This window comes from Geotalea daltonii FRC-32 (genome assembly GCF_000022265.1).
In the GTDB taxonomy this organism is placed as follows: domain Bacteria; phylum Desulfobacterota; class Desulfuromonadia; order Geobacterales; family Geobacteraceae; genus Geotalea; species Geotalea daltonii.
In genome coordinates, this window is the sequence record NC_011979.1 from 281,456 (window position 1) to 295,410 (window position 13,955).

Sequence of the window (13,955 nt, forward strand, 5' to 3'; positions counted from 1 at the left end):
TCAAATTTCAGCATCGTGTGCCCTCATGAGGACGGCACCGCAAGGTCCGCAGCTGTGGCGACAGAGCGAACGGACGATGTCGCGACTGCCTTTTTTCACAGAATTACCGGATGAACCAAACTAAAGGGATGCTTACGGTGGGAAATGACATGGCACAAAAAAAATTCATAGACGTTCTCGTGGTCGGCGGCGGTATCAGCGGTATCCAGGCTGCACTCGATCTTGCCAATAGCGGCTTCAAGGTCTATCTGGTCGATAAGGCGCCGGCCATCGGCGGCAAGATGTCGCAGCTGGACAAGACCTTCCCCTCCAACGACTGCTCCATGTGCATCGAATCTCCCAAGTTCAACGAATGCAGCAGGCATCCCAACATCGAGATCCTGACCTATACGGCGGTGGAGAGCGTCAAGGGAAAGGCGGGGAACTTCAAGGTCACCCTGGTGAAGAAGCCGCGCTACGTTGTGGAGGAGAAGTGCACGGGGTGCAACCTCTGCGTGGAATACTGCCCGGCCAAGGTCCCTGACAGGTACAACCAGAATATTTCCGACAACAAGGCCATCCATATCCATTTTTCCCAGGCACTGCCGCTGATTCCGTATGTGGACCCGGAGGCATGTCTTTATCTTAAAGACGGCTCGTGCACCATTTGCGTGGGGGTTTGCAAACCAAACGCCATCGACCTCCATCAGGAAGAAGAGCTGATGGAAGTGAACGCAGGGGCCATCGTCCTCGCTCCCGGCTTCGAGACCTTTGACCCCAAGCTCAGGAGCGACTACGGTTACGGTGTCTTCGAGAATGTGGTGACCAGCCTGGACTACGAGCGGATTCTCAGTTCCACCGGTCCCTACGAGGGGACGATCAGCCGTCCCTCGGACAAGAAACATCCCCACAAAATCGCCTGGATCCAGTGTGTCGGCTCTCGCCAGGTGAATCCAGAGGGGGGGAACAGCTACTGCTCGGCGGTCTGCTGTGCCTATACCCAGAAGCAGGTGATTCTCACCAAAGATCATGACCCCGGCATGGAAGCCACCATCTTCCACAACGACATCCGCGCCTTCGGCAAGGAATTCGAGCGTTTCTACCAGCGGGCCGAAAAGCTCTCCGACGTGCGCTTCATCAGAAGCTACGTCTCCATCGGCAGGGAGAACCCGGAAACCAGGAACGTCAGCATCCGCTATTCCACCTTCGACCAGGGGGTGAAGGAAGAAGAATTCGATATGGTGGTCCTCTCGGTTGGCCTCAACCCGCCGGCCGACGTCCAGACCATGGCCACCACCTTCGGTATCGAGCTCAACGAGTACGGCTTCTGCAAAACCAGGCCCGGCAACGCCATTGAAACCACCCGTCCCGGCATTTATGTGAGCGGCGCCTTTACCGGCCCGGCCGATATTCCAGAATCGGTGGTGACTGCCGGCGGCGCCAATGCCCTGTGCAGCGAACTCCTCTCCTATCGGCGCGGCGACCTTTCCCGGGAGCGGGTATATCCACCGGAGAAAGATGTAGCTAAAGAAGAGATCAGGATCGGCGTGGTCGTCTGCCTGTGCGGCGCCAACATCGGCCGGGTGGTGGATACCCCCGCCGTGGTCGAATATGCCGCCGGTCTCCCCAACGTGGTCTACGCCGAGCGCAACATGTTTGCCTGTTCCACGGAAAACGCCCAGCTCATAGCGGATGCCATCGTCGAGCACAACCTGAACCGCGTGGTGCTGGCAGCCTGCACCCCCCGGACCCACGAACCGCTCTTTCGGGATACCTGCCGGGAAGCGGGGTTGAACCAGTACTATTTCGAATTCGCCAACATCCGGGAGCACTGCTCCTGGGTCCACTCCAAGGACAAGGAAGGCGCCACCGAAAAGGCCAAGGACATCGTCCGCATGGCCGTGGCCAGGGCAGCCCACCTGGAGCCGCTGCAGGAGTTCCAGCTGCCGGTGAACAAGACTGCCCTGGTGGTTGGGGGTGGCATTGCCGGCATGACCAGCGCCCTGAGCATGGCCAACATCGGTTTCCAGGTGCATCTGGTTGAGAAGGAATCCGACTTGGGGGGAATGGCCCGCCGGCTCCACTACACTTTGGACGGGCTTGAGGTTCAGCCCCTTTTGGACGACCTGGTCCGCAAGGTATACCGCCACCCGCTGATTCACATCTCCCTTGACGCCACCATCACTGACGTATCCGGCTATGTGGGAAACTTTGTCACCACTGTCATCTCCGAAGGACGTCGCCGGGAGATCGCCCATGGCGCCGCCATCCTCGCCACCGGCGCCGATGAATACAAGCCCACGGAATACCTCTACGGGCAGAACGACCAGGTTCTTACGTCCCTTGAACTGGAGGAGCGGATCGCCAAGGGGGACGAACAGACCCTGGGTGCCCAGACCCTGGTCATGATCCAGTGTGTCGGCTGCCGGGAAGAATGGAAGAACTACTGCAGCCGTGTCTGCTGCAGCCAGTCCATCAAGAACGCCCTGAAGCTCAAGGAACTCAACCCGGAGATGGAGATCTACGTCATCTACCGGGACATGAGGACCTACGGATTCAGGGAAGACTACTACCGGGAAGCCGCCAACAAAGACGTGAAATTCATCCGCTATGAGCCCGCCGGCAAACCCCTGGTTGAAGCAGCCACGGAGGGGGGGCGCCCCATCATTCGGGTAACCGTACCGGACCCGGTTCTCGGCCAGAAGCTGGCCATAGATGCCAATCTGCTGGTCCTTGCCGCTGCCGTTGTCCCGTCGGCCGCGAGCCAGGAGATGGCCAAGCTGTTCAAGGTGGCCATGAACACGGACGGCTTCTTTCAGGAGGCCCATGTCAAGCTGCGGCCGGTCGATTTCGGCGCCGACGGCATCTTCCTCTGCGGCCTTGCCCACTATCCGAAACATATCACGGAGACCATCAGCCAGGCATACGGTGCTGCCGGCCGCACGGTCAACCTGCTCACCCGCGACTCGGTCACCGCCTCCGGTGCGGTCTGCGATGTGACCAGGAGCAACTGCGTGGCGTGCGCGGCCTGCATTACCGCCTGTAAATATGATGCCATAGAACTGGTCGACACACCTTTTGGCAAGGAGGCCACGGTGAATCCGGCCCTGTGCAAGGGAGACGGCTTGTGCAACACCAAGTGCCCGACCGGTGCCATCTACCTGAAGCACTACACGAACCAGGAGATTTGGTCCCAGATCGATGCGGCGACGCCGGGGTGGGAGTGAGAACAAATAACCAAGATGTAAAGTCCCCCTTTGAGAAAGGGGGATTTAGGGGGATTTGATTCATATTGCCCAAATCCCCCCAACCCCCCTTTTATAAAGGGGGGAGCTATTGTTTAGAAAGGAGAACGAGCATGACAGCAGCCCTTGAATTTAAACCGCGGGTCGTCGGTTTTTTGTGCACGTGGTGAGCGTACGGCGCTGCCGACCTGGCTGGAGTTTCCAGACTGCAATATACAACTGAAACAAAGATCATCCGCGTGATGTGCTCGGGCAGGGTCGACCTGGACTTTGTGCTGCGCGCCTTTTCCCGGGGTGCCGACGGGGTATTCATTGGTGGCTGCTGGCTTGGCGAGTGCCATTATGTCACCGAAGGCAATTACGATGCCCTGAGCATGATGCACCTGGCCAAGAGAGTCCTCGAAGAGGTAGGAATCAATCCCGACCGGCTGCGTCTCGAATGGGTTTCCGCCTCAGAGGGGATGCGCTACGCCGAGGTGATGAACGACTTCGGTCGCAGACTGAAGGAACTGGGGCCGATCGGTTCCAGCGAGGGCATAGAAAAAGAGGCCCTGAAGCTGAAATTTGCCGCAGTGAAGAAGATACTCCCCTTCCTCAAGCTGGTTGAACGGGAGCGGTTGCGGGTACGGTTTAAGACGGAAGAAGAATATACGAAATTCTTCAGTAGCCCGGAGGTGGATGCCCTGATCCGTGGGGTGATCGCCGAAAATCTGGCCATCAGCCAGATTCTCACGCTCCTGGGGAGAAAACCGCTGACGACCAGGCAAATTGCCGAGGTGTTGAGGCTGGAGCCGGCGGAGGTGGCAAGATGCCTCAATGTTTCATCGCAACAGGGCTTGATCCGCTACAACGAAACCGAGAAACGCTATGCCGTCGCCTGATCCGACCGGTGACGGGGCTAAATGAGAAAAGAGGGCACGACTATGGACAGGGACAGGATTGACCAGATTATCGACACCCATGGCTGCAAAGCCAGTTCGCTCATTCAGATATTGATTGCCATCCAGAGTGAAAACCACTGGCTCCCCAAGGAAGTTCTGGAACGGGTCAGCGAGCGACTGAACGTACCCATGAATCAGATCCAGCATATCACCACCTTTTACAAGTCGTTCAGCCTGGTCCCCAAGGGGCGTCACGAGGTCCATGTCTGCATGGGAACCGCTTGCCATGTCCGTGGTGCCCAGGGTGTTCTCGATACCGTTGAAGATGTGACCGGTATCAAGCCGGGAGAGACCGACGTCGATCTCAAGTTCAGCCTGGAAACCGTCAACTGCATCGGCTGCTGTGCCCTCGGACCGGTAATGGTGGTGGATGGCGATTACCACGGTAACCTGGCCGCAACCCAGGTGGAAGACGTGTTGAAAACCTACGAGTAAGGGAAGGCCATGGCAAAGATAAATTCGACTGTCGAGTTCGAAGCATTGAGGAAGGAAATCCTGTCGTCCAGGGATCCGAACCGCCCCTGCATTGCCGTATGCACCGGCTCCGGTTGCCTTGCCCTCGGCGCCGCCAAACTGGTGGCCGCCTTGAAAAGCGAAATCAAGGAGCAGGGGCTGGAACAGAGGATCGAAGTAAGGGAAACCGGTTGTCCCGGCTTCTGCGAGCGGGGTCCCCTGATCGTCATCTACCCGGAGGAGACCTGCTATCTCAAGGTGCAGCCGACTGACGCCAAAGAGGTCATCGCCAGCGTCATGGAGAAGAAGATCATCGACCGGCTGCTCTATGTGGATCAGGTGACCGGTGAGCGGGTCGTCCATGAGATGGATATCCCCTTTTACAAGAATCAGTTGCGGCTTTTGATCGGCAACAACATCAAGCTCGACCCGACCAGCATCGACGACTACATCGCCATCGGCGGTTACACTGCCTTGGAAAAAGCTGTCTGCCAGATGAAGCCGGAGCAGGTGGTGGGGCTGGTGAAGGAATCGGGGCTTCGGGGGCGCGGTGGTGGCGGCTTTCCCTCGGGGAACAAGTGGGAATTCACCCGCAATGCACCTGATCCGGTGAAATACGTGGTTGTCAACGCCGACGAGGGTGACCCCGGGGCATTCATGGACCGGGCGCTGTTGGAGGGGAGCCCCCATGCGGTCCTGGAAGGGCTCATTATCGGCGCCTATGCCATCGGCGCCCATGAAGGTTTTCTCTACGTGCGTCAGGAATACCCCCTGGCCGTGCACAATATCACCCTCGCCATCCAGAAGGCTGAGGAATATGGCTTCCTGGGGAAAAATATCCTGGGATCGGGCTTCGATTTCACGGTGGAGGTGGCCCAAGGGGCAGGCGCCTTTGTCTGCGGCGAAGAAACAGCCTTGATCCGCTCCCTGGAGGGGAAGACGGGGGAGCCGAAACCGAGACCCCCTTTTCCTGCCGTGAGGGGGCTGTGGAACAAACCGACCAACATCAACAACGTGGAGACCTGGGCCAATATTCCTCTTATTATCAACAAGGGCCCGGCCGCCTTCGCTTCCGTAGGCACCGGGGGGAGCAAAGGCACCAAAATATTCTCCCTGGTGGGCAAGGTCAAGAACACCGGGCTGGTTGAAGTGCCCATGGGGATAACCCTGCGGGACATCGTCTACAAGATCGGCGGCGGCATTCCCGGAGAGAAGAAGTTCAAGGCGGTGCAGACCGGTGGCCCGGCGGGGGGGTGCATGCCCGAATCGCTCCTGGACATGGAGGTCGATTTCGACCAGCTCACCAAGGCCGGCTCCATGATGGGGTCCGGCGGCATGATCGTCCTCGATGAAGAGACCTGCATGGTGGATTTCGCCAGGTTTTTCCTCTCCTTTCTGGCAGAAGAGTCATGCGGCAAATGTGTCCCCTGCCGCGAAGGCATTCAACAGATGCTTGCCATCCTGAATGACCTGACCCATGGGAAAGGGAAAAAGGGTGACCTGGAGCTTCTGGAGCAGCTTACCGAGGTTTCCAGCGCCTCGTTGTGTGCCCTGGGCAAGGGTGCACCGAACCCGGTGCTGAGCACCCTGAAACATTTCCGGGATGAATATCAGGCCCACATGGAGGGGAAATGCCCTGCCTTCACCTGCAAGAGCCTCTTCTCCTACTATATTGAGCCGGAGAAGTGCCAGGCATGCACGAGCTGCGGCAAAAAATGCCCGGCAGGGGCGATTGAAGGGGGAAAGAACCAGATCCACATGGTCGACCAGGCAAAATGCACCAAGTGCGGGGCCTGCCTGCAGGCCTGCCCCCCCCGCTTCGCAGCGGTGACGCGGATACTGGGCGAGGTAGTCCCACCCCCATTGCCGGAAGAGGCGAGAACAATAGTCAGGGGGAGCAAATAGCCATGAGCGAACTGGTCTTACAAATAGATGGCAGAGAGGTTACGGTAAAGGAAGGTGCGACCATTCTCGAAGCAGCCGAGAGCGTGGGAATAGCCATTCCCACCCTTTGTCACCACCACAAGCTGGAACCCTATGGGGGGTGCCGGGTCTGCTCAGTGGAGGTGGAAGCCAACGGCAGGACGATGGTCGTTGCCGCCTGCACCTATCCGGCCGAAAAAAATGTCGTCGTGCGCACCCGGAGCGAAAAGCTTTCCAGGATTCGCCAGGCGCTGGTGGAGATGATGCTGGCCCATGCACCCGATTCGGAAAAACTGGTGGCGTTGGCTGAGGAGTATGGCGCAGACCGGGATCGGTTCAAAAGAAACCAGTCCTTCTGCATTCATTGCGGCCTTTGTGTACGCTACTGCACCGAGGTGAAGAAGAAAAATGCCCTGGGGTTCATCGACCGGGGCGCCAAAAAGAGGATCTGCTTCATTCCGAAAATAGCGGCCGCCGAATGCTGGAAGTGCAGGGAATGTTTTCCCCTCTGCCCCACCTCTGCGCTCCAGGCTGCCTTCGTTCTCACTGAAGGGATGACCGCGGCTGTACCGACTGAAGCGGCCGAATCCGGACGGTAAGCAATTCCAAGTTTTGTAGCGCTGATCACAAAAAAACAGGCCTTGAAGGTGAGATTTCATCACCTATCAAGGCCTGTTGCATTTACGGTAGTACAGGCGAGGACTGGCCGGAAGTTCAGTTACGGGCAAAGGAGAGGGCGGTCCGCACGTTGCCAACGAGATTAATGAGCCGCGGACCGATGTCGCTTTCGATCAGCTGCCGCGACAGCTGAAAGGAGGCGCCGCTGCAGCTGAATCCCATGATGGTGCCGTCCTCGAGAACCAGGGGGACGGCAACGGCGTGCACTTCGGTGCGCCAGTTGCCGAGGCTGGTGCAGTAGCCGAACTGCCGGTACTCTGCCATTGCCTGGTCGAACCCTGCCTTTACCGTTGGCCAGTTCTGCTCGTCGCTGACCTTGATCTCTTCCAGCAGCTCGTTCCGCTCATCCTCGGGCATGACGCAGAGGTAGGCCCTCCCCATGGAGGTGGTGGCGATGGGAATCTGCGAACCCACATCCAGCTGCACCGTGAGAGTCGAAGTATTGCGATAGGTATCGATGTAGATCAAGTTCAGATGGTCGCGGATGCCCAGGTTGACCGACGCTTGGGTGTGCTCGGCCAGGGCCTGCATCAGGGGGCGGGAAATGCGGCGAATATCCATCTGCCCCAGTTTTGCGTAGCCGAGGGCAATGACCGCGTTCCCCAGTGAGTATTTGTTGGCGGATTTGCAGTAATTGAGATAGCCCAGCTCCGAGAGGGTGTAGGTCAGCCGGGAAACGGTCGATTTGGGGAGCTTCGTTCTCTTGGCAATGTCCTGGTTTCCCAGATAACGGTCGCTGGGATTAAAGCAGCTGAGCACTTCAAGCCCCCGTGCCAGCGCCTCCACAAACTTGCGCGCTTCCGCCGGGTCTCTGGTTTTCCGGTCCATGGTCATGCCGATTGTCTCCCTTGCTTGCAGATTTTGTGGTGCCGAAGCATCTGGTTCATAGAGTTGCATAATGGGGGGATGGTGTCAACAGCAATCAATGTAAAATGGTAGAAGAATTCCGCACAACGAAATTGCTGTTAGTGGTGAAACTGTCTCAGCGGATGGCCCCAATGGCCGAGTGACTGCCCAATTTCAGGGAATATTCAAGGCATCTGGTAAGGAAAAAGCCGACAAAAAAATTTTACTTGCAATTTATATTTTTTGGAATATCATAAATTTCAGAACAATTGTTCCGCATAGTGGAATTCGAATTTGCGGAAAAACCCCGCACTTTTGGAAAATGCAGGGGCATGGGCAGAAAAACATTTAATAAAACATAAGTTTGTACAAGGCAAGTAGCTGAAGGCAGCAGTTCATTTTCATTTACGTTAGATACTACGCCATATTAGCTCGATTTCTTAATAGCGCTTGACAAAAAATAAGCATTGCGGTACTTCTTTACCAAAAGAACAAACTGAGACTGTGTTTTAAAATAGCCACAAGGCCAGGCAAGATGGGCAGGTGGTGCAGGTTCTAAACCGGTAACTAACCATAGGCAAGGAGATTACCATGAGATTCGGACTTACTGACGAGCAGAAGATGATGCAGGACATGGCGCGGGATTTTGCCCAGAAGGAAATCTTGCCCACACTCAAGGAAGACGAGGCGAACCACACCTTTCGCCCGGAGCTGGTGAAGAAGATGGCCGATCTCGGCTTCTTCGGCTGTGCGCTCCCCGAGGAATACGGCGGTAACGGCTGCGGGTTCCTGGAGTCGGTCATCATCGCCGAACAGCTTGCCACGATTAGCGGGTCATCTCGCCTGCCTCTCAACATGCAGAACATCGGTCCATCCATCACCGTTAACCAGTTCGGCACCAAGGAGCAGAAAGAGCGCTTCATTCCTAAATGGGTCAGTGGTGAATATTTCGGCTTTTTCGCCATCACCGAGCCCAATTCCGGCTCCGACGTCATCAGCATGGGAACCACTGCCATCGATCGTGGCGATCATTGGGAACTGAACGGCCAGAAGATGTGGATTTCCAACGCCCATCTGGGTGACTACGGCCTGGTCTATGCCATGACCGACAAGAGCGCCAAGTACAAGGGAATGACCTGCTTCATCGTCAACCTGAAAGGGAATGAGGGGATCATCACCGCCCCCATCGAAACCAAGCTGGGGCTCCACTGCGCCCCCACCGGCGAGATATCCTTCAGCCAGGCGAAGATTCCCAAGGACTCGGTCCTGGGTGAAGTGGGCCAAGGTTTTCAGATCTGCATGTACCAGTTGAACAACACCCGCATCAGCTGCGCCGCCGGAGCGCTGGGCATCGGTGGCGGCGCCATCGAGGCTGCCATCGGTTACGCCAATGAGCGGACCCAGTTCGGTAAGAAGATCGGCTCCTATCAGATGATTCAGGCCTCCATCGCCGAAATGGTGGCGGAGCACGAGGCGGCCAAGCTCCTCGTCTACCAGGCGGCCTGGCTCAAAGACCAGGGACTGCCCAACCAGTACCAGACCTCCATGGCTAAGCTTTTTGCCTCCGAGGCGGCGGTGCATGCGGCAACCGAGACCATGAAAATCTTCGGCAGCTACGGCTTCTCCACCGAGTACCCGGCAGAGCGCTGGCTGCGTGATTCCATGTCGCTCCGGACGGTGGAAGGGACGAGCAACATCCAGAAGACGATTATCGCCGGCATGGCCCTCGGGGATACGGTCAATCGCTAGTAAGACAGGCAGAAGGCTGAAGGTGATTCATATCCTCAGCCTTCAGAACAGATATTTATTACCTGATTCATTGAAAGGGGTTTTGTTATGTCACGCAAGCAAACGCCGCTTCGTCCCTACTTCGAGAAAATGCCGGAGATTGGCAAGGCGCTCACTGAGGCAGAAATAAAGCGCGCTCAGGAAAACATCGATCTGGTTCGGGAGCAGGAGAAAATTCTCGCCCAGGAGGCGGAGCGGGTGAAAAACGCGGGAATCCCCGCCAAGAAGGTCCACGAGCGTGGTGGGATGACCATCTACGACCGCCTGGAATACCTGGTGGATCCCGGCACCTGGTCTCCATTGCACTCCCTTTACAATCCCCGTGACAACGAAGAGGGATGTACCGGGGTGGTAAACGGCATCGGCAAGATCGAGGGGAAGTGGGCGGTCATTATCGGTTTTGACAACAAGGTTATGGCCGGCGCCTGGATTGCCGGGCAGTCGGAGAATATCCTCATGGTCACTGACATGGCCAAGCGGCTCAACGTGCCGCTGGTCTGGCTGACCAACTGCAGCGGCGTCAAGCTCATGGAGCAGGAGACGGTCTACGCTGGCCGTCGTTCCAGCGGGGCACCGTTCTACCGCCATGCGGACCTGAACCATCTGGGAATTCCCATCCTGAACGCCATCTACGGCACCAATCCGGCCGGAGGCGGCTACCAGGGGATCAGCCCCACCATCCTGCTGGCCCATGAGGGAGCCAACATCGCTGTCGGCGGCGCCGGCATCGTCGGGGGGATGAATCCCAAGGGGTATATCGACGCCGAAGCGGCACGGGCGTTGATCGACGGAACCAAGAGCTTCAAGGCCAAGGATCCGGGGCGGGTTGAGACCCACTTCGACCATACCGGCTATTTCCGTGAGGTTCACGACAGTGAAACGGGGGTGTTGGACGGCATCAAGGATTATATGCGCATGATGCCCGCTTACGATCCGGCCATGTTCCGCGTTGCCCAGCCTGCTCCGCCGAAGTTTCCGGTGGAGGATCTGAACATGATCCTCCCGGCGAACCAGAAGCGCCCTTACGACGCTATTCAGATTCTGTCCCGGCTCACCGATAACAGCGAGTTCATGGAATATCGCCCCGATTACGGGCGTGAAGTCTTTACCGGCATTGCCAAGATCGACGGCTACCCGGTCGCCTTCATCGGCAACCGCCAAGGGGTTTTCCCCGGTTATCCGGAATATGCCAACGGCGCCTATCCGGCCGTGGGGGGCAAGCACTACCGCCAGGGGCTCATCAAGCAGGGAGAATTCGTCACCCTCTGCGGCCGTGATAACCTGCCCATCGTCTGGCTGCAGGACACCACAGGTATCGACGTGGGCGATCTGGCCGAAGAGGCGGAGCTGCTGGCCCTTGGCCAGTCCCTGGTCTACTCCATCGAGCAGACCGAGCTTTCCATGATGTGCATCGTCCTGCGGAAGGGTACGGCGGCGGCTCACTACATCATGTGCGGCCCCCAGGCCAACAACAACAATGCCTTCACCCTTGGTACGCCTCTCACCGAGATCTACGTCATGCACGGCGAGACCGCTGCCGCTGCTTCCTACGCCCGGCGGCTGGTCAAGGAAGATGAGGCGGGCAACGACCTGACCCCGACCCTGGACAAGATGAACCAGATGATCCAGGATTACGTGGACAAGTCACGGCCGGCATATTGCGCCAAGACAGGCTTCGTTGACGAGATCGTCTCGCTGCCCGACCTGCGCAAATACATACAGGCCTTTACCGGGGCCAACTACCAGAACCCACGATCGATAACGCCGGTGCATCAAATGCTTTTGCCGCGCATCATCAAGGGATAATTCATGCACCAGGAAAGCCCCGGACGACACTGCCGGGGCTTTTTGCCCATCGCCTGCTGAACGGTCATTTTTGAGTTGTTATTACTTTTAAACATATTGTGAAAGGAGCTGCACATGAGTAAAGGAAAGAACCCACTCGGTATTACCGAAGTCGTCCTCAGGGACGCCCATCAGTCCCTCTTCGCCACTCGTCTGCGTCTGGACGACATGCTTCCCATCTGTGAAAAACTGGATAAGGTGGGCTACTGGTCCATCGAGATGTGGGGGGGAGCCACCTTTGACTCCTGCATCCGTTTTCTCGGCGAGGACCCCTGGGAGCGCCTCCGCAAACTGAAGCAGGCCATGCCGAATACTCCGCAGCAGATGTTGTTCCGTGGCCAGAACATCCTTGGTTATCGCCATTATGCCGATGACGTGGTGGAGAAGTTCGTGGAGCGGGCGGCCTTCAACGGTATCGACGTTTTTCGCGTCTTCGATGCCATGAATGACCCCCGCAACCTGGATACGGCCATCAAGGCGGTCATCAAGCAGGGTAAACATGCCCAGGGGACCATGTCCTATACGGTCAGCCCGGTGGATACCATCCCCAAATGGGTAGATCTGGCCAAGCGCATCGAAGACATGGGCTCCCATTCACTCTGCATCAAGGACATGGCCGGTCTGCTCTCCCCCTATACCGCCTATGAGCTGGTGAAGAAGCTGAAGAAATCGATCAACATCCCGATCCACATGCAGTGCCACGCCACCACCGGCATGTCCACCGCCACCTATGTCAAGGCCATTGAAGCCGGCGTTGAAAATGTCGATACCTCCATTTCTTCCATGAGCATGACCTACGGCCACTCCGCTACCGAGGCTCTGGTGGCCATCATGTCCGAGACGGACCAAGCGACCGGCCTCGACATGTCGCTTCTGCAGGAGATTGCCGACTACTTCACCGTGGTGCGGAAGAAATATGCAAAATTCGAAGGGTCCCTCAAGGGTATCGATGCCAGGATCATCATGGCACAGGTGCCGGGGGGCATGTTGACCAATATGGAGAGTCAGCTCAAAGACCAGAATGCCGGCCACAAGATGGATCAGGTGCTGGCCGAGATCCCCAAGGTACGCGAGGATCTGGGCATGATCCCGCTGGTCACCCCCACTTCGCAGATCGTCGGCACCCAGGCGGTCATCAACGTCCTGACCGGCGAGCGCTACAAATCCATGACCAAGGAGACCGCTGCAGTTCTCAAGGGTGAGTACGGCGCCACCTCCGCACCGGTCAATAAGGAGCTGCAAGCGAAGGTCCTGGCCGGGGCCGAGCCGATCACCTGCCGTCCGGCAGACCTGCTTGACCACGAGATGGACAAGCTTACCGCCGAGCTGCGTGAACTGGCGAAGGGCAAAAACCTCAAGTTCGGGGATCATGAGGTGGAGGATGTCCTCACCTATGCCCTTTTTCAGCAGGTGGGGCTCAAGTTCCTGGAGCATCGTGATAACCCAGACATGTTTGAGCCGGTTCCCACCGGGGAAGAGGCCGCTCCGGCAGCCAAGGCCGCAGCTCCTGCGGTTGCAGGTGGAGAAACTTTCACCGTCACCGGCGGCGGTCAGACCTTTGTCGTGCAGGTTGCCAAGGCCACCGGCGCCGCAGCAGCCGCCGCGGCAGCTGCCGCCAATGCCGCAGCAGGGGCCGCAGCCGCAGCCCCGGCCGCTTCAGCCGGCGGATTCGATATCGTCTCTCCCCTGGCGGGCAATGTCTGGAAGATCGAGGTCGACCCCGGCCAGGAGGTCAAGGAAGGGGATCTGCTGCTGATCCTTGAGGCAATGAAGATGGAGAACGAGATTTTTGCCGACCGGGACGGCATCGTCGGCACGATCCACATCCAGGAGGGCAATGCCGTGGATATCGGCCAGCCCCTGGTGACCCTGATCAGCGACGCTGCCGCACTGGTTGCAACCGCTGCAGCTCCGGCCGCTGCAGGCGCGGCAGCACCCAAAAACGGCGTCACCGCTCCCCTTGCTGGCAATGTCTGGAAAATCGAGGTCAAACCGGGGCAGAAGGTGCAGGAAGGGGATCTCCTCCTCATTCTCGAAGCTATGAAGATGGAGAATGAAATATTTGCCGACAAGGACGGCATCGTCGGTCAGCTCCTCATTCAGGAAGGGCATGCCGTTGACATAGGACAGGTCCTGCTGACTCTGGACTAAGCTTTTGACCGATCTTCATTCGTTTCACAAATCCAAACTGAATCACCCCCTGATCCGTCGGGTCAGGGGGTGAGAAGCCCGACATTGACTCCATAAATATGCAGCA

Annotated in this window: 9 protein-coding genes; 8 read left to right on the forward strand and 1 reads right to left on the reverse strand. The window is 57.6% G+C overall.

Annotated elements, in window-relative coordinates:
• Nucleotides 1-149: 149 nt before the first annotated feature.
• The 5 genes from GEOB_RS01140 (at nucleotide 150) to GEOB_RS01160 (ending at nucleotide 7,140) form a co-directional block, all read left to right on the forward strand.
• Nucleotides 150-3,206, forward strand: a complete 3,057-nt coding sequence (locus GEOB_RS01140; protein ID WP_041267243.1) for a CoB--CoM heterodisulfide reductase iron-sulfur subunit A family protein — start codon at nucleotides 150-152, stop codon at nucleotides 3,204-3,206.
• Between the two features lie 131 nt (nucleotides 3,207-3,337).
• Complete coding sequence (locus GEOB_RS01145) at nucleotides 3,338-4,105, forward strand: hydrogenase iron-sulfur subunit (protein WP_012645333.1); 768 nt, start codon at nucleotides 3,338-3,340, stop codon at nucleotides 4,103-4,105.
• Nucleotides 4,106-4,126: 21 nt separating this feature from the next.
• Nucleotides 4,127-4,600 (forward strand): complex I 24 kDa subunit family protein, encoded by a 474-nt coding sequence (locus tag GEOB_RS01150; protein ID WP_230199001.1) that lies wholly within the window; start codon nucleotides 4,127-4,129, stop codon nucleotides 4,598-4,600.
• A 9-nt stretch (nucleotides 4,601-4,609) separates the two neighbouring features.
• Nucleotides 4,610-6,523 carry an NADH-quinone oxidoreductase subunit NuoF gene (locus tag GEOB_RS01155; RefSeq protein ID WP_012645335.1) on the forward strand — a complete coding sequence of 638 codons (1,914 nt, stop codon included), beginning with the start codon at nucleotides 4,610-4,612 and terminating at the stop codon, nucleotides 6,521-6,523.
• Between the two features lie 2 nt (nucleotides 6,524-6,525).
• On the forward strand, nucleotides 6,526-7,140 hold the full coding sequence (locus tag GEOB_RS01160; RefSeq protein WP_012645336.1) for a 2Fe-2S iron-sulfur cluster-binding protein: 615 nt from the start codon (nucleotides 6,526-6,528) through the stop codon (nucleotides 7,138-7,140).
• A 115-nt stretch (nucleotides 7,141-7,255) separates the two neighbouring features.
• Here the strand turns inward: GEOB_RS01160 and GEOB_RS01165 are convergent, their stop codons facing one another.
• Nucleotides 7,256-8,053 carry an IclR family transcriptional regulator gene (locus GEOB_RS01165; protein ID WP_012645337.1) on the reverse strand — a complete coding sequence of 266 codons (798 nt, stop codon included), beginning with the start codon at nucleotides 8,051-8,053 and terminating at the stop codon, nucleotides 7,256-7,258.
• Between the two features lie 603 nt (nucleotides 8,054-8,656).
• Between GEOB_RS01165 and GEOB_RS01170 the strand changes: the two genes are divergently transcribed.
• The 3 genes from GEOB_RS01170 to oadA all read left to right on the forward strand — a co-directional run bounded on the left by GEOB_RS01170 (nucleotide 8,657) and on the right by oadA (nucleotide 13,849).
• Nucleotides 8,657-9,814: an acyl-CoA dehydrogenase family protein gene (locus tag GEOB_RS01170; protein WP_012645338.1), complete on the forward strand. Its 1,158-nt coding sequence runs from the start codon at nucleotides 8,657-8,659 to the stop codon at nucleotides 9,812-9,814.
• Between the two features lie 87 nt (nucleotides 9,815-9,901).
• Nucleotides 9,902-11,659 carry an acyl-CoA carboxylase subunit beta gene (locus GEOB_RS01175; RefSeq protein WP_012645339.1) on the forward strand — a complete coding sequence of 586 codons (1,758 nt, stop codon included), beginning with the start codon at nucleotides 9,902-9,904 and terminating at the stop codon, nucleotides 11,657-11,659.
• 114 nt (nucleotides 11,660-11,773) lie between these two features.
• The gene (gene oadA / locus GEOB_RS01180; protein ID WP_012645340.1) at nucleotides 11,774-13,849 is read left to right on the forward strand and encodes a sodium-extruding oxaloacetate decarboxylase subunit alpha; all 2,076 of its coding nucleotides are present in this window, start codon (nucleotides 11,774-11,776) and stop codon (nucleotides 13,847-13,849) included.
• Nucleotides 13,850-13,955: the final 106 nt, after the last annotated feature.

Coding starts and splice junctions, on each gene's coding strand:
- GEOB_RS01160 (WP_012645336.1), top strand. CDS start 6,526: ATGAGCGAACTGGTCTTACAAATAGATGGCAGAGAGGTTACGGTAAAG.
- oadA (WP_012645340.1), top strand. CDS start 11,774: ATGAGTAAAGGAAAGAACCCACTCGGTATTACCGAAGTCGTCCTCAGG.
- GEOB_RS01140 (WP_041267243.1), top strand. CDS start 150: ATGGCACAAAAAAAATTCATAGACGTTCTCGTGGTCGGCGGCGGTATC.
- GEOB_RS01170 (WP_012645338.1), top strand. CDS start 8,657: ATGAGATTCGGACTTACTGACGAGCAGAAGATGATGCAGGACATGGCG.
- GEOB_RS01155 (WP_012645335.1), top strand. CDS start 4,610: ATGGCAAAGATAAATTCGACTGTCGAGTTCGAAGCATTGAGGAAGGAA.
- GEOB_RS01150 (WP_230199001.1), top strand. CDS start 4,127: ATGAGAAAAGAGGGCACGACTATGGACAGGGACAGGATTGACCAGATT.
- GEOB_RS01165 (WP_012645337.1), bottom strand. CDS start 8,053: ATGACCATGGACCGGAAAACCAGAGACCCGGCGGAAGCGCGCAAGTTT.
- GEOB_RS01175 (WP_012645339.1), top strand. CDS start 9,902: ATGTCACGCAAGCAAACGCCGCTTCGTCCCTACTTCGAGAAAATGCCG.